The 18,293-nt window shown below is 41.5% G+C and carries 8 protein-coding genes; 1 reads left to right on the forward strand and 7 read right to left on the reverse strand.

The features are described 5' to 3' along the window. Positions 1-31 precede the first annotated feature (31 nt). From FC093_RS20375 to FC093_RS20390, 4 genes are all read right to left on the reverse strand, one after another. Positions 32-2,425, reverse strand: a complete 2,394-nt coding sequence (locus tag FC093_RS20375) for a sugar-binding domain-containing protein (protein ID WP_137263658.1) — start codon at positions 2,423-2,425, stop codon at positions 32-34. Between the two features lie 503 nt (positions 2,426-2,928). Next, positions 2,929-4,458, reverse strand: coding sequence for a glycoside hydrolase (locus tag FC093_RS20380; RefSeq protein ID WP_137263659.1), 1,530 nt, complete (start codon positions 4,456-4,458; stop codon positions 2,929-2,931). Positions 4,459-4,705: 247 nt separating this feature from the next. After that, the gene (locus FC093_RS20385; RefSeq protein WP_137263660.1) at positions 4,706-6,382 is read right to left on the reverse strand and encodes a RagB/SusD family nutrient uptake outer membrane protein; all 1,677 of its coding nucleotides are present in this window, start codon (positions 6,380-6,382) and stop codon (positions 4,706-4,708) included. Positions 6,383-6,392: 10 nt separating this feature from the next. Next, a complete protein-coding gene (locus FC093_RS20390) occupies positions 6,393-9,527 on the reverse strand; it encodes a SusC/RagA family TonB-linked outer membrane protein (RefSeq protein WP_137263661.1) in 3,135 nt (1,044 codons plus the stop codon). Between the two features lie 93 nt (positions 9,528-9,620). Here FC093_RS20390 and FC093_RS23855 point away from each other — a divergent pair, with 93 nt between their 5' ends. Beyond that, positions 9,621-9,797 carry a hypothetical protein gene (locus tag FC093_RS23855; RefSeq protein ID WP_170971170.1) on the forward strand — a complete coding sequence of 59 codons (177 nt, stop codon included), beginning with the start codon at positions 9,621-9,623 and terminating at the stop codon, positions 9,795-9,797. 226 nt (positions 9,798-10,023) lie between these two features. On the opposite strand, the gene FC093_RS20395 is transcribed toward FC093_RS23855, so the two are convergent. The 3 genes from FC093_RS20395 to FC093_RS20405 all read right to left on the reverse strand — a co-directional run bounded on the left by FC093_RS20395 (position 10,024) and on the right by FC093_RS20405 (position 17,951). Beyond that, positions 10,024-14,211 (reverse strand): two-component regulator propeller domain-containing protein, encoded by a 4,188-nt coding sequence (locus FC093_RS20395; RefSeq protein WP_240743388.1) that lies wholly within the window; start codon positions 14,209-14,211, stop codon positions 10,024-10,026. Positions 14,212-14,501: 290 nt separating this feature from the next. After that, entirely contained in the window at positions 14,502-16,469 is a 1,968-nt protein-coding gene (locus FC093_RS20400; protein WP_137263662.1) for a glycoside hydrolase family 97 protein, read from the reverse strand. Positions 16,470-16,586: 117 nt separating this feature from the next. Then, positions 16,587-17,951, reverse strand: a complete 1,365-nt coding sequence (locus FC093_RS20405) for an AGE family epimerase/isomerase (RefSeq protein WP_137263663.1) — start codon at positions 17,949-17,951, stop codon at positions 16,587-16,589. Positions 17,952-18,293: the final 342 nt, after the last annotated feature.

An 18,293-nucleotide genomic window follows, 5' to 3' on the forward strand; every position in this document is an offset into this window, starting at 1 on the left:
CGGCTCACACCTACATTTTTTATTTACTTCACTACAACCTTATCGTGGTAGGTTGCAATCCTGGTGAGATGATTACAACTTCCACATTTTTTGCATTATTGTTTACCTGTATATATGCTATCAGTCTGCCGCGTAATGCCTTTCTTTTATTCGCCTTATAATCTTCGTGACTGGTGTGGCTTCCGCTTTCCAAACCAAGTAAAACTGCATCTCCTTTAAGCATAACTGTTATTTCATCATCAGCATTATACACGGTATTCCCATCTTTATCTGTTACGCTGATAATGATTTGTGCAAGGTTGGTTCTGCCAACTGAATCTTTTTCTGCAACCGCTTTTATGGCATAAGCCGTACCTGTTGTTTGTAAAGAATGGGTTACAGCCTGCGCACCATTGTTATAACCAATTACTTTTACTTCGCCGGGCTCATAATCCACATCCCAGTAAATAATACGATTGGGAAAATCAGCCATCTTTTTTTTACCCAACGATTTGCCATTCACAAACAGCTCTGCTTGGGTGCAGTTGGTAAAACAATTTAGGCGAAGTTTATCGCCTTTATTCCAGTTCCAGGTTGGCTCCGCTTTTAAATGCCGCCAGATGCTTTTATCGTCATTGCCCTGCACGTGGGTTGTACCGATATAAATCATCGGCTTATTACTCCATAAGCTTTGCCTGAAATAATATTCAGGTTTGGGAAAACCACCAAGATCTATCAGCCCGGCACCGTTGCTGCGCGATGGCCAGCGGCCTGCTTCGCCCATATAATCAATACCAGTCCATAAGTATTGTGCAGAAATAAATCGATTGGAATCTACTGCATTCCACGCTTTTAGCTGCATACCATTTTCGCTGCCATAGATAATGCGATTTGGATATAGCTTGTGATCTTCTGCATAGCGATATTCCTGATAGTTATATCCTACCCAATCCAGATTGTCGGGGTAAGAAGTAGTGTTCGACATCACCACACCAGCCAGCGCAGCCGTTACTGGCCTGGTGGTATCATACATTTTTACTACATCAGCCAACTGCTTAGAAAGCACGCCCAAACGGCTTGCCGGCGGATGATCCAGCAAATAACCTTTGCCATAGATCTGCGGGTTATTGCCGGTGTTTAAAACCTCACTGGTATAAGGGTCGTTTGGATAATCTATTTCGTTGCCAATGCTCCATGCAATGATGCTCGGATGATTATAATTGCGCAGTATCATATCGCGCACATCAATGTTCGCCCATTCTTTAAAGTATTCATGATAGCCATCTTTACCTGGCGTGCCCACATTCCAGCCTTTTATCCATTTATTCTTACCAATTTCCCATTCATCAAACGCTTCATCCAGCACCAGAAATCCCATTTCATCACATAGCTTATACATATAATCGGCATGTGGATTATGAGACATACGAATGGAATTGCAACCTACTTCTTTAAGGGTTTGGAGCCTTCTGCGCCACACGGCTTCCGGCACCGCAACACCCAATGCACCTGCATCATCGTGAATGCAAACACCTTTTAATTTCAGGTTCTGATTATTTAAAAAGAAGCCACTATCGGCATCTATACGAATACTCCGGATGCCGGTTTGCTCCGCATAAGTATCTACTGTTTTTCCATTGGATAGGAGCGAAACGGAAAGTTGATATAATGCTGGATTATCTACCGACCACAGTTGGGGATTATTAATGTAAAAAGACACATTAGCCACTCCGCTATCAGCCGCATTTAAGTTTACTTGCTTACTTTCCTTTGCTACAACATTTCCATGGTTATCTTTCAAACTGCATAGCACAGTAACAGTAGCATTTTTATTACCTGCATTCATCACCATTACTTTGGTGTTGGCAAACGCTCCTGTCGGGGATATATTTGAAGTAGAGAATTGCACGCCCCATTTAGCTATGTGTACCGGCTCTTTTACTATCAAATATACATTGCGGTAAATACCCGAGCCGGTGTACCAGCGTGAATCGGCGAACTCGCTGTGATCAACCTTTACGGTAAGCACGTTTTTACCATTGGCGTTCAGATATTTGGTAAGCTCATATTCAAATGGGATAAAACCATTGGGACGGTTGCCGAGGTAATGACCATTCAGCCATACCGTACTGTTTTTATATACACCGTCAAAATAGATAAACACATTTTTAGATTGCCACTCTTTGGGCGCCGTAAATGTCTTTTTATACCAGCCAATCCCACCCGGCAAATAGGCGGTCGCGCTTGCCCATTCTTCACTAAAAGGTCCTTCAATACTCCAGTCGTGCGGCAGGTTTACACTACGCCAGGTTATTGTATCCGATGGATTATTTTCTCCGTTTGCTATATCCCCTTTATGAAATTGCCAGTTCTTATTAAACAGTTGCTGCGCCTGCAATGTGCACTGCAAAAAAATAAGAAGAGCTAAAACAATTAAGCTTTTCATACAAATCTTATTGGTGTGTCTCATATCTATATTTATCGTTAGTGCTTATAAGCTTGGTTTGCTCCGCTATACTTAATTACACTGTTATATTAGTTTTTCCATGTATGAACGGGTGTAAACATTCAAATTGCTGTAAGTATAGCTTATTACAGTAAGTCTTTATTTGTCACTTTTTGCTTGATCAAAAAGTGACCAAAAAATCAAAGACAACCCGATCCGCTCCGTGCGTTTGTCCAGCCAACGCCTCCACTTACTCTATAATGAATTATAGCTTTTAGGAGAAATGGTTCGGCAGACAAATACTGGACGAGCACTTGTAATATTTTTTCCAATCAAAATTGAAACTAACTTACGTAACAATGTACTTAACCTGCCAATTAATTAACAGTACAATACATCATTCACTGTTATCTTACGCAAAAGATTGCTTTATCTGTTGCACAAGTTTTTAGGTTAATAAAGCACACAGCGAACATACAATCAGCCTCACATTTTTATATTTTTTACTGCATGGTTACAGTTATAACACTTTGCGCCGGAAGTTGTAATTGTGTTGCAACAGTTGCATGTTTCCCAAGATTTTCACTACTGTCAGTTTTATACAACACCATGCGCCTATGTTGATGAGAAACATCAGCATCATCAAAAGAAACAGTTTGTGCTGTATTGCCGGCATTTACCAATACCCATACTAATTGTTTTTTATCCTTACTGATAAAGCCGGATACATATACCTCTTTTACAGGCGTAAAATCGGCCGCTATTCTTTTCATACCGGGACGGATAAAACGACTGTAATTACCCATCGCCCACAGCATTTTACTATCAGAAAAATTGCCACCGGTTTTACTTTTATCAATATAAATTAAACCATCTTTATAATCATACGCAGAGATAGCTGTCCACCATTGCCATGCCGATGCATTGGCAGCAACCAGGTCTTCATATATTACCTTTGCTACATACAAAGCGGCATTCATCCCGAGGTCTTTTTTATTACCATTTATCTCTCCGGCATTATCTCCTAAAATGCAGTATTCCGACTGCCAGAAGTCCAGCTTTTTTATTTGTGCAACGCTGTCTTTTACCTGCATTCTCAATGCTATTGCTTCGGCAAAAGGAGAAGTTGTAAAATAGCTGTGCGAGGCAATGGTGCGACTTACATTTGGCAGGTTTCCAATATAAGCTGGGGCTATCGGATTGAAGAAATCATGCACCTGGTTGTCTTTATCTTTTTTATCATCAGCCGGCAATAAATACTTCAACTGTCCTGATTCGGTTATCAGCAATTTTGTGTTGAGTTTATGCTGCTGAAATGCCTTGCTGAATGCTTTTACTACATTGCTGATTTCTACATTGGTATAAGGGCAACCTTCCTGCCCACCATCGCTCCAATCCCACTGCGGCTCATTAACCGGACTAATATAATTGAATGTAATGCCGGTTGATTTTTTTACCGCCTGTATTGCTTTTACTGTATAATCTGCAAAGGCTTTGTAATGAATGCTATCTATGTTACAATTGCCTTTATCAGCAAATGCTTTTCCATTCTTTGTAAGCTGCACGGGCGGGCTGTTGAAGAAACCCAGAAACTGTTGCACGCCTCTTTGTTTGGCGGCTTGCAAAAACCAGTTTTGCGCCTCCACTTTTTTATGCGCTATGCTGTTTTTATCTGTGGTTAAAGCAGCTCGCCGCCATTCATCTCTGATACTGCTGCTATCGCCCTGCGCTGCGCTGCCAGCACCCAGATTAAATCGCCATAAGCTTAGGCCAATGCCTTTTGGATTGCCGTTGGAAAGTGTATCCATACTGAAAAGCCAGTCAGCCATTTTGCACTTTTTTTCATCGGGCCAGCTGCCCACAAACTGGCATGCCCATGCATCGGACGCACCAAAGTTTTTGATGGTTTGATAGGTATTTTTTTCATTGAAATGAATAACAATCGTAGGCGGCTGCTGCGCCTTTGACAGTACTATATAAAAAAGAAAGAAAGCCGTTGTATAAAAACGATAATGTAGTATTTGTAACCTCATGATAACGCTTCGGTGATAATTACGATAAGAGTTATGGGCAATGCTGAAAATTCAAATAAAATCATCTATAGCTACTTATCTCCGGCAGATGCTGGAAAAATGCATTAAGATGTATTATAGTTTGAACATCAAAACACCTATGAATAATTTAGAGCTTTTTGTATTGTACAATATCGTAATACAAAGGGCAACCCTGTCTGGATGATTGTAGTGTTGCCCTTTGTGTGATTGGTTTTATAGTTTACTATTAATAACCCGGATTTTGCTGCAACTGATTGTTGCTGGCTTGTATCTCTGCCCTTGGAATGGGCAACCAATAATTCTTTTCGGAGAACTGGCGGCCATCCAGCGCTATCATTTTTGTATATTTATAGGTATTCCCGGTTTTGGTAACAGTGATGCCATAAGCCGGAACATTTTCCGTAACATCGGCTATCTTCCAGCGGCGCACGTCATAAAAGCGGTGTTCTTCAAAAGCCAGTTCTATTCTCCTTTCCTTTCTTATCGCTTCGCGCATGGCTGCCTGCGACATACCGTTTGGCAACGGTGGCATACCTACAGACGATCTGGCGCGTATGCTGTTGATGGCTGCATAAACCGTAGCATCCGGACCAACGGCTTCGTTCTGTGCTTCGGCATAGTTGAGCAGCACTTCAGCATAACGAATGTAAATCCAGGGCTGGTTGCCGGCTACCGACCAGGGATTATCAATCGGGTAATTGTCGTTCATAAACTTCTTCAGATAATAACCGGTTTTGGAAGTGTTCCAGTTAGAAGGTCCGTCCTTACTGTCTTTACCCAAAGGCAAATAACTCTCAACCGTGCTGGAACGGTAAGGCGCTTCGTTGTACAATATGGTGGCGTAAAAGCGCGGATCACGGTTTAAGTAAGGCTGCGCACTGTCGTATCCCGAAGTGGGATCCTCAATAGATTTACCATTGTCCATTTCGTAATCATCTACCAGGTTTTGTAAAGGCACATTACCGCCCCAGCCGTCATAACCATTAGGTGCGTTTGCAATTTCGAGGCACACATGGCGCGCATTGATAGTATAAAGCCTTTCAAAAATAATTTCGGGGTTATCCTGGTTGAGGAACAACTGGTCGTAACCGCCCTGGTATAAACTGTATTTACCTAAATCCATCACCGCTTTAGCAGCCGCCGCCGCATCGCTCCACGAGCCAACATTGTATAGAGGACTTGCGGCATACAACAGCAATCTTGCTTTTAAAGCCATAGCCGCGCCTTTGGTAGCCCTGCCCAATGCCCAGTCTGAACCGTTATCCAACGGCAGTTTCTGCGCCGCATCATCCAATTGAGATACGGCGTAATCAATACAATCCTTCAGGCTTGATCTGGTAAAGAGCGCAGGGTCGGTAAGATCATCGGCAATTTCTGTAACCCGGTCGCCTACTAATACCACGCCACCGTAGTTACGGATCAAATCCTGATAGCGGAAAGCACGGATAAATTCCAGTTCGCCAATCAGGCGGTTGCGGCGCTCATCACTCATGGCTACCTGTTGTATGTTTTGCAAAGCCCAGTTACATTCGCGAATGCTGCGGTAGCTTCTGCCCCAAAAAGTTCCGGCAATACCGGTGTTTTCGGGCGCTAACTGCCCACGTTGTATGAGCCACGTATTGTCATCATTGTTATAAATAGATTCATCGGTAACAGAACTCCACATCGCATACTCAAAGCCTCTTCCAAAGCCCGGCGGCGAACCTTCACCTTCTTTTTCCGTGAGTCTCACGCCCATATAGCGATTGATGACATAATCCTGAAACAAGGAGGAATCAGCGAGAATAGAAGCATCCGAAAGCCTGTCGGTTGGTGTGATATCAAGATAATCTTTTTTACAGGCAGTCATTAGCAAGCAAGTTGCTGCTGCTGTAAGTATAGATAAACGAGTTTGAATTTTCATAATAAAAACATTAGAATTTTACGTTTGCGCCTACATTAATAATACGTTGCTGTGGATAGAACTGGCCACTGCCGCTATTGCCCTCCGGATCGTAATCTTTCACTTTACTAATGGTAAACAGGTTGAAGGCACTTGCATATACCCGGATGCCGGATATGCGTATTCTATTTAATATATTAGCTGGAATATTATACCCTAATTCTACATTTTTCAACCGCACAAAAGCTGCATTGTTGAGCCAGAAAGTGTTGCTGTACAAACCGCCACTTATAGCGCTGGAAGCACGGTCGGTTACTCTTGGATACATACCATCTGGATTGCCGGGACTCCAGCGGTTATCTGCCCAACTGCTATAAAAATTACCTATGCTGCCGGCTTCGGGCAATACATACTGGCTTACTTCTGACTGACCGGCAAATACAGCAGACAAATCGAAATTATTGTAAGCAGCATACAGGTTTAAGCCATAGGTGATCTGTGGAATATTGCCATATTTGGTTCTTACCTGATCATCGGCAGTTATCTCACCATCTTTATTATAGTCTTCATAAATCAAATCGCCTACCTGCGCGCCGGGAACGTGCGGCGTTTTGTTCAATTCATCTTCCGACCGGAAAATACCAATGGCATTATACAACAAATACGTATTCAGCGGGCGACCAGTCTGGCGCTGGTGATCCAATGCGCCCGGCGCCTCGTCTATAAAAATGATTTTGCTTTTTGCATAGGTAAAGTTTCCGGAAACACCCCATGAAAATGTATTACCGTTATGGTTGTATCCTAAAGTGCCTTCAAAACCATCGCTGTTTACTTTACCAATATTTTCAGATGGCACCAGCGGAGCGGAGCCATAAGGATTTACAATGCCAGAGGTAGCAGGCAAAGAAGCATTGCGGTTAATGAGGATATCGGATCTTTTTTGCTGGAAATAAATGGCTTCCAGTGTAAAATTCTTTAAGAAAACAGCATTTAAACCTATATCCAGTTTTTTAGCGGTTTCCCAGGTAATATTGGGATTGGCTAACTTTATTAAATCTATACCCGGAACAATGTTATTGCCGCTTCCATTATCCAGCACATAATAGTTGTTGAAAGAATAGTTTTGATAATACTGGAATAATTCTACGTTATCGTTACCCAACGTTCCGTAAGAAGCCCTTATTTTCAGATCGTTGAAGAAATTGCTGTTAAACCAAGACTCTTTTGAAATGCGGTAACCCGCAGAAACAGAAGGGAAATAGCCCCATTGGTTGCCCGGTGCAAAAGTGGAAGAACCATCTGCCCGCAACTGACCTTCCAGCAGGTATTTTTCGGCATAGTTATAAGCAATTCTACTGATGACACTTTTACGGGTAAAATTGCGGCTGCTACCTAAATTTGTTTGATCGGTAGCGGCCGTTCCACCCTGAGACAGTTCCGGCGTTTGTACTGATGGGAAGTTCAGCCTTGTAGCCCCCAACGTATCTCCATGTGATTTACTCTGCTCGTAACCAACAAATGCATCTATGTGGTGCTTGCCAAAACTACGCACATAATTCAGTTTGATGTTGGATGTAATCTGTGTTCCGTTTATCTGCCTTTCTGTTAAAGATGCAGCACCCGCCGAACCACCTGTTACCACCTTACCATACGTATCGGTGGCAGGATCGTATTTGTACAAATTGTAAGGCGTGTAAAAAGCTTTAGAAAAATTGCTCAGCTTATCCACCGAGAAAAATCCATCTACAGAAAGCCCATCAACTCCCGGTATGGCATAGCTACCCCTCAGAATACCATTAAAAACCTGTGTAGGATTTTTGTTAGTGCCGGGGATATCCGTTACCATAATTGCAGGGTTATTATTTTCTATACCTGTTGTTGGTAAACCATTCGGATAAAAAGGTGCAATAATGGGCTTTGCCCTGTAAATAGAGCGGAAAATATCTCCGGCTCCCGAAGCCGGAAACTGCCGGTCTTCTTCCCTGCCCGAAAGCATAAGACTTACTTTGAGACGTTGTGTGATGTTGGCATCTATATTTGAACGGAAGTTGTACTGATGGTATTTGGTAATTCCGTTTTTATATAGCCCATCCTGATAGATAGTGCCCAAAGACACATAATACTTCACATTCTCCGTACCGCCGGAAACACTTAGACTATGCTGGTTTTGCAGCGCCACTTTCTTCAACGTTGCTTTTTCCCAGTCTGTATTCGGGTAATTCAACGGATCGGAACCGTTCTTAAATTTTTCAATCTGCTCTTCGCTGTATGCCTGGTTCATGCCATTGGTAGGGCTGGCATAATAATCAATTTCATTCATGATTTGGCCGTAGGTAGCAGCATCCGCCATTTTGGGAAGGCGCGTTGGAGAAGTAAAACCCTGGTTGAAGGTATAATTGATGACAGGTTTACCCGTACGGCCGCGCTTGGTAGTTACCAAAATCACTCCATTGGCAGCCCGGTTGCCATACACCGCCGCCGAAGCATCTTTCAATACCGAAATACTTTCCACATCATTAGGGTCAATGCGCTGCAAACCCCCAATCTGGCCAGGCACGCCATCTACCACCACCAATACATCGTTGTTGCCGGTGGTTGCCAATCCACGTATGGTAATATTAGAGCCATCATATCCCGGCTCCCCGCTGCGGTTATTGACAATAATACCCGAAAAGCGTCCCGCCAGGGAGTTGGACAAATTCGGCTGCGGACTTTTCACCAGGTCTGCCCCTTTTACTACCGAAATAGAACCGGTTAAAGTGGCTTTCTTTTGTGTGCCATAACCCACCACTACCACGTCATTCATCTGATTGACAGCAGCACTCAGGTTTACGTTAATGGTTGTTTGGTTACCAACCGTAACTTCCTGGTCGGTATAGCCCACGTAGCTAAACACCAGTGTAGCAGCAGGCGGTACTTTAATAGTATAATTGCCATTTGCATCGGTGCTGGTGCCGGTGGTGGTATTTTTTACCGTTACAGAAACGCCGCTGAGTGCACTGTCGCCCGATGTAACCTTGCCGGTTACCGTTTGCTGGGCATGCACCGAAAACGAACAAACAAGGAAGAAAATAAACAGACAGGCAAACCATTTACCTGCCTTACCTAAGGCAAACTGCGCAGGTATAGCAGCCGTTTTTGTGCCGGCTTGTGGCGAACAATTCATTTTGCAGAAAGTTTTTTGATGAGTAATAAAAGGAGAATCCGGATAGAACCTGGTCATAGGCAAACAATTTTTACTTCTTAAAAAAACATTAAGATGAGCACAAATGTAGAGGGGTTAAAACTGGCAGGTCAGGGGTGGATTAATCAAAAAAGGGGGACATTTTCTGATTTTTACCCTAAAAAGAGTGAAAAAAGGGGAGGTAATCGTAAAATGAAAGCTGTTGGGAGTAGAATGAAAGGATTTCGTACATTATTAAATAAGCAACCTTAATTTTTTAGCAGGTGTTAGTTAAGTTGTCAGCAGCCGTCATTGCAAGCGTAGCGAAGCAATCTGGGCGTTGTAGTGAAATCACAACTAGATCTTCAGTATTGATTTATAATTAGTAATAACCTTTATTATCCGGACTAAGCCATTAGTAATAATTTACAGCTATCCACAGATTGCTTCGCTGCGCACGCAATAACACGTTTCTTACACTTCTGCTTCTCTACACCTTTTACTTGAGCATTTTGCCCTCTACATGGAGGTTGTTGTGAAAAGGCTTGCGGTATTTTTTTATGTACTCAGAAGGATTAACGCCAAATAATTTTACAAACTGGCTACGGAAATATTTAATATCATTAAAACCTACCATCGCTGCCGTTTCATTTACATTATTTTCGGTATTGATGAAAACTTCCGCTGCTTTTCTTAAGCGGATAAAGCGGATAAAGGCATTTACCGACTGTCCCGAAACAGCTTTAATTTTTTTATACAGATTGGAATGGCTCATACCAATTTCGGTAGCGAGCGTTTTAATAGAAAACTGGTCGTCTGTCAGGTGGTTTTCAATAATGCGCATACACGCCTGCAGAAACTCTTTGTACTCATCTGAGATTTTGAAGGTAGCAGAGCCAAAAGTGATTTCGTTGTAAAAATAGCTTTGCAGAATATTGCGCCGCTTTAAAATAGATTTGACACGTGCTGCCAGGATATCTTTATCAAAAGGTTTTTTGATGTAATCATCCGCGCCACTTTCCATGCCTTGCAACTGCATTTCGTCGGAGGTGGTGCCGGTTAAGAGAATAATGGGAATATGACTGACCTTTTTGTCTTCCTTCAGAGTACGGCAAAGGTCCAGGCCATTCAGCCCCTTCATTACAATATCACTGATAATTAAATCCGGCAGGTGTTTTTGTGCCAGTTTGATGCCGTCCTCGGCGCAGTTAGCTTCATAAATTTTATAATCAGGTGCAAAAATGCTCACGAGGTAGTTCCGGATTTCATTATCGTCATCAATTATCAGCAATGTTTGCTTATCTGAAGCGAGTTCCTGCGGCAGGTCTGGCTTTGCAGGCATTGATTCCGTTTCTGCCATTTCCTCGCTCAGCTCGCTTAAAATGGCAGAAACGGGAGTGATTTGCAACTGCTCTTCTTCAGCTATAATATTTGTATTTGCTTCAATTTCGGCAGGAGCATTGATTAATGCACTTTCATCTGTTCTCTTAGCATCTGATGCAGCAACCTGCTTGCTTTCATTATTTGAAGGAGCGGCGGTTTCTGTAACAATTTTATTCAACACAATAGTAAATGTGGTGCCTTTACCTTCCAGGCTTTTATAGGTCACCGTTCCTTCATGCGCCTCAACAAATTTCTTCACCAGGTACAATCCAATTCCAAAACCCGATTTGCTGCTGGCATTTTTTATCTGGTAAAATTGTTCAAACAGCTTTTTGCCTTCTGTTTCGGAAATACCTGTACCTGTATCACTGATGCTTACCCGGACTTGCTCCTCTTTTTCTTCTATTATAAAAATGATTTCACCACCATCCGGCGTATATTTAAAAGCGTTGGAAAGAACATTAAACAAAGCAATCTCCAGTTTTTCCCGGTCGGCATGGAGCATCAGCTTTTTAGTATTGCTTTGTAATTCATATTTTATTTTACGTATCCGCGCCTGTTCTGTAAAGCAGGAAAACACATCGTTGCACAAGCTGTAAAAATTCAGTTTTACTATATGCAGCTTTTCAGTTTCAGCATCCGCTTTTTTAAATAAAAGCAACTGATCTACCAGCCGCAACAGCCGCTGTGCATTGCGATATACTACCTTAAGCTCCGCATTTCCTGTGCGGGTTTCCGGTTTGTTCAGCAGGTCTTTTATTGGGTTGATGATAAGCGATAAGGGCGTGCGAAACTCGTGTGATATATTAGTAAAAAAGGCAATTTTCTTTTCATTCAGTTCTTTTTCTTTCTGTGTTTCTAAATGGGCAAGCTGTATTTCGTAATGCAGTTTTGCCTGCCTGCTTTTGTATAAAGCATATAAATAAATAGCCGCCATGCACAGCAAAACATACAAACTATAAGCCCACCACGTACGATACCACGGCGGTAACACAGTGATATATAACAGTTGCTGGGGATTACTCCATATTCCATCAGCATAACTCACTTTTACTTTAAAAATGTAATCGCCCTCGCGCAGCCGCGAGTAAGTGGCAGTGCGTGTATTTTTTACATAGTTCCAGTTTTTGTCCCAGCCCTGTAGGTAATAAGCATAATTAATATTAGCAGCATCAGCATAATCAAGGCCAAGGTAGTCAAACGACAAAGCAGCTTCGTCGTAAGGAATGATTACTTTTTTAATTACATCCTGATCTTTTTCTTTTATATACGAGAGATTATTTTGAACCGGAGCACTATTAACTTTTAGCGTAGATAAGAATAACGGCGGTTCTCTTTTTTCCTCAGCAATCTTTTGGGGATAAAAGACATTAAAGCCTTTAATACCACCAAAAAGCAATTCTCCGCTGTTAAGCGCCAGCGCGCCGTTGAAGCTAAACTGGTTACTTTGCAAACCATCCGACTGCGAAAAGTTCCGGAATGTTTTCTTCGCAGGATCAAACCTCGACAAGCCATTGTAAGTGCTCAGCCATAGATTTCCTTTGCCATCTTCCAAAATGCGCAACACCGTATTGTGAGGCAAACCATCTGTAGTTGTAAATCTTTCGAAAGTACCATTTTGCCTATTGAAGCGTAATAACCCGCCTTCCTGCGTACCGATCCAGAAGTTTTTCTTTTTGTCTTCGTACATACTGCGAACCGCGTAGCCGATGCTGTAAACCTGGTGTTTTTTATTAACAGTATCTATCTTATACAATGAAGTATAATCGCCACCCCAGATGTTTCCATCTGCATCTTCGGTCAGGCATTGCAATTCTGCAAGCCGGTTGTCAAACATGTCGAACGTGTTTGCATGCTGGTTGAACAGATATAAACCACCGTTGCGCACAGCACATGCCCAAAGCCTTTTGTGGCTATCCTTAAGCAACGTCCATACATTATTATTAATGGTTTTGGTAACCGGATTGAAACAGGTGTAATGCTGAAATAAGCCGGTGTTTGTATTGTAATAATTAATACCGCCAAACCATGTGGACAACCAAACGCCGCGGCTATCATCATTGATAATATTGGTTATGAAGTTGCTGCTAACAGTATTAGGATTGTTACTATCATGAACAAAATTTTTAAAAGTATTATCTACACGGTTCCAATACCGCAGCCCTGCACCATCCGTACCAATCCATACATTATGTTTTTCATCTTCACAAAAAGAAAGAATAAAATTTTCTACTGCGCTGGTATTATCAACAGGCTGGTAAATGACTTTTTCGAATTTATTTTGCTGGGGTTCAATTACATTCACACCGCCACGCAACGTGCCAATCCATTTACGCTCTTCTTTATCTTCATAAATGGCATATACGGCGTTGCTGTTAATAAGCGATTTGTTTTTAGCATTGGTGGTAGATAATGGTACTGCGTTGTTTTGTCCTGCAGGCAACAACCATACACCTCCGCCGTCGGTAGCTATCCATAAAGTACCCTTTTTATCTTCGCAAAGATTTACCACAGGACCTTTATAAGGAACCAGGCTTGCAGACAACGTATTGATTGCATTGTCTAATTGATATAGACCGGAATTGTCACCTATCCACAATTTTCCATTACTACTTACACTTATACAATTCGCTTGCTTAAGTAAATTATTTTTCAGGTGTAAGGTTTGCTTTTGGGCATCATACACAAACAAGCCTTCATTTTGCACCAGCACATAGGTGCTATTTGTAGTAGTATCGTATTTTATGGCAGTTACATAATAATTAGCTAACCGTTTATTATTTAGCAGTATTTGTTTACCATTGGTAGTGGAGTTGTCAAAACAAAACAAGCCGTTGTGTTGTGTACCCACCAGCATGGCATTGTTTCGTACAAGCTGTACACTCATTACATTATCTGCTATTCTTTGCCTGGTAATACCATTTGAAAAAGTGTAAGATGGGGTAGAAAAACGTGCAGTGATGGGGTTATAAATATTAATTTCCTTTTGCCCGCCTACCCATATATTATGGCTGGCATCTTCGCCTATGCAATTAATGTTATTGGAAGCGATGGAAGTACTATCGTCAATTATATTGCGAAAAACTTTGAACTCATAGCCATCAAAGCGGTTCAAACCATCGTAGGTACCGAACCACATAAAGCCATTATGATCCTGAAAGATGGTAATTACTGTATTGTTGGATAAGCCATTCTCTATACCCAAATACTTAACTTCTATATCCTGGCTTTGAAGCTGACAAAGATTTAACAGCAATAACAACAAAATAGCTATGCCCCTTACCGCAAAACGAAAGCAATTCACCTCTCAAATATAATAACACTTACAAAAAAACAGTAGATGTGCCGATATTAAAAGTATGGATAGCGCTGTTCAAAAATAAAAACACGCATTTGTCGTGATAAGATTGATTGCGGATCGTACATATCACTAACTAAAAAGATACTCTGAATAGTAAGGATAGATGTCCGTCGGCGATCACTACTACATAGCGGCTCACTACCCAATTGTGTGCTATTAAACGACACTCATCACCGGATAACATAACAATTCAGGCAATAATGCATTTAGTTACAAATAACTAACATCATTTACTACTGCTTTATTATCCTTGCAGCCCAGTCGCCACCTGGTGCCAGATGAATGGTTTTCTTTTCTCCTGAAGCCATAGTGATGATTTCTTTTTTATAATCCGTCGCTTCCCTGTCTGCATTTACACCATCTTTAAATACAACGGCTGTGTAGTTGCCTGCTGGTAAAAAAGAAAAATCGAGTGTAATATCCTGTGCATTCCAGTTGTTCATGGCACCAACAAACCACGTGTCACCTTTTCTCCTTGCCACCGCTACGTACTCGCTTACCTTGCTGTCCAGCGGCACTGTTTCATCCCATACAGTAGGAATCTGGGTGATAAAATCGGTACATTCCTGCTCCTTCCTATATGTAGTTGGATTATCAGACAGCATTTGCAGCGGCGCATAAAACACTATGTATTCTGCCAACTGCTGGCAGCGCGTACCCTGGCTCATGGGGTTGCCATTAATTGGGCGAAAATTGGTTTTATTCGCATTACGCATGGCACCGGGTGTATAATCCATAGGTCCAGCCAACATACGTATAAAAGGAATGCTGGTGATATAGCGCGGCGCATCATCATTTGCCCATTTAAAATTCTCCAATCCGCGCACGCCCTCAAAGCCCACCACGTTGGGATAGGTGCGGTTCAATCCTGTTGGCTTAAAAATACCATGATAATCCACCATTAACTTATAGTCTGCCGCTTTCTTTGCAATGGCATAGGTAGAAGCCACTGCAATTGCATCATCGCGGTCAAAGAAATCTATCTTAAAGCCTTTGATGCCCATTTGTGCATAATGTGGAAAAGCGGTATCCATCTGGTGCGAAACGGCATACCAGGTAGCCCAGAGTATGACATCCACATTCTTTTGTTTTCCATAATCAATAATTGCCTGAAGATCCAGATCGGATTTTACTTGTAAAAGATCCAGATCATTCGACCATCCTTCATCCATAACGATGTAGGGGATTTTATTTTCCGCAGCAAAATCAATATAATACTTGTATGTATTAAGGTTAATACCCGCTTTAAAATCCACACCGGTAATGTTCCAGTTATTCCACCAATCCCAGGCTACTTGTCCCGGCTTTACCCACGAATAATCGGTTAGTCTTGGTGGTGATGCCAGCTTCTGCACAATATCATTATTCAACAAATCTTTATCCTCATCTGCAATAGCAATTATGCGCCAGGGAAAGTTGCGTGTACCGGTAGTTGTGGCAATATAATCGGCTCTCTCCGTTGGAATATAATTGATGCCTACAATATGCGCATTCGTAGGATAAGGCGCATATACACCTTTCAACCCCTTGCCGGTTTCATTCAAATTCAAATACATGCCGGGATAATCTTCCAGGTCGCCTTCGAGAATAGCAACCTTTTTACCACCACCAACATCAACCAGCAAAGGCAAAAAAGCCAGCGAATCTTCAGGGAATTGGGAAAGATGTATTTCGTGATACAAAGCCTCAAAAGAAGAGTTGAAATTTTTACCATCGCGATAGTCCCATTGAATAGGAATAAACGCATTATAATCCTCTGTAAAATTGAAAGTCGCTTCTTCGTTTTGCACAATGATGCTGTCTTTCTTTTTTGTAAAAAAACGATATGCCACAGCATCATTATACACACGAAAGATAATGCCGTAACCGCCTTTACATTGTAAAGTAAGCTGATTGTATTCATCCGGTATGGTGGCTTTGACATAATTAATGGCATTGATAGTATTATTTACTTTTTCTGTTTTGGAAGAAGTAATAACAGCTTTATCTCCCAGCACTTCGTTTTGCAGTTGCAATGACAATGCAGATGGCGCAATGATTTGCTGCCCCTGATGGTCAACAGCCCATGTTGTTTTATCGCCTACCGTTACATGCAATGTTGTATTTCCATCCAGAGATTGTACATCATATGTTTTTGTCTTCTGTGCCGGCAAGGTGGTTATGAATAATAATGCTGCAATGAAGAATGATAAGTGTTTCATTATGCAATGGTGAAGTTTTAAACAATCGATCCTATGTAATTTTCTTTATCTAAATTTAAACACGCGGTTAATCGCAGTAAATGCAATATTATTATGCGTTGGTATCCACCCCGGTTCTTATTTATTTGCACCGTTTTCATTCCAATGATCAATACGACTCATACAATTCATTAATGCCCTCAACACGTGATACGTGCCTTTCCAGATGTGTGCTTTTAATGCTGTTTTACGTTCCGGCTCATTGTCCAAACCTTCTTCGTACCAGTCGCCATGTTCATGATCTATCAGGTATTTTTGTACATAATCCCATTCTTTATAAAAGTGTTGCAGATAGTGCATCGGATCGTCGGGATATTGCTGTGCCATCATGAGCAATGTATTTAACGCTTCTGCCTGTGCCCACCAGTTTTTGCTTTTATTAATGATGGTAATACCGGACTTATCTTTATAATAATACCCTTCATCGTAAAAGCCACCCAATGTACTGTCCCAGCCATTGCGCAGCGCATGATCTACCATCTTCTTTCCTATCGCTAATGTTTTAGTATCGTGCTCATTACCCAATGCTTCGGTAGCCTCCTGCATGAGGTAAGCGGTCTCCACATCATGTCCAAAAGAAACATGATCAAGGTAACGCAATTTAAGTATTGCCTCTTTAGAGGAATCGCGGGAGGAGACCGGCTGCCAGTCTGTTGTAAAAAACAATTGAAGATAGCCTTTGGGTGTTACAATGGTGTCTCTTATCAGCAACCACATTTCCTGCAATCTTTCTCTTACCAGTGGATCTGGCCATACTTTATACAATTCTGTTAAGGCTTCCAGAATATGAATAGAACTGTTCTGGTCTTTATAGCCCAAATCGGAAGTGCTCTTTACATCTGCGGTTCTTATCACTGGCGATCCATCCCTTTGCAGGTGCTGAAAATAACCTTTATACTTCGGGTCATGGCTATGCTTTTCCAGCCACATAAAAGCAGTTTTTGCAAGGCTCAATGCAGCCGTATCGTGCGAACATTCGTAGTATGCACTTAAGCCATAAATAGCAAATGCATTACCATACGCTTCTTTAATAGTACTCTTAGGGGTGCCATCTCTTGTAACTAAATTGTAAAAGCCGCCATATTGTTTATCCCACATTTTATCTCTTAAAAAAAGAAAACCCTGGCGCGACATAGCAATATAGGATGTATCGTGATAAAACATAGCAGCCTTGGCAGTTGACCAGGTATGCCTTGCCTGTGTTACAATCATTTTGTCCTGGTCACCAACAGGCTTAAAGTCGTAGGAAAAAGTGCTTAAATAACCACCATATACTGTATCAATATCACGGGGATAATATTTATCAATCAAGCCTTGCTTTGCAGCATAGCGCATTTGCTGCGCAATAGAATCCAGTGTATTGGCCTGCTGCGAAAAAACATGACTTGAAATGCAAATGGAGAGTAATAAAGCAGCAATTTTTACGAATGTTTTATTGAACATTTATGTATGTATTTAATAATGTTTTTCAAGAAAAGATTTGATTAATTCTATTGGCATATTCTGCACTGCCTATCCCGAACATGAGGAAAGCCGTTGCTAAGGTACTCATAAGTATAAGTTTCCATCAGTGAATTTGCACAATGGCTTACTCCCCATTTTTATTTACGCTTAGAAACAAACAGAATCACCTACAATGCTAATCATTATACGCGACGTGCAGTATTAATGCATTATCCCTTTTTACACATCGCTATCGGCAACAATTACAGATAACCTGCTACATTCTTATTGAATAATAGAATAAATGTACAGGCTTGTATTATAAATAAAAAGCAAGGCTTT

The organism is Ilyomonas limi, assembly GCF_005233845.1.
Classification (GTDB): Bacteria; Bacteroidota; Bacteroidia; order Chitinophagales; family Chitinophagaceae; genus Ilyomonas; species Ilyomonas limi.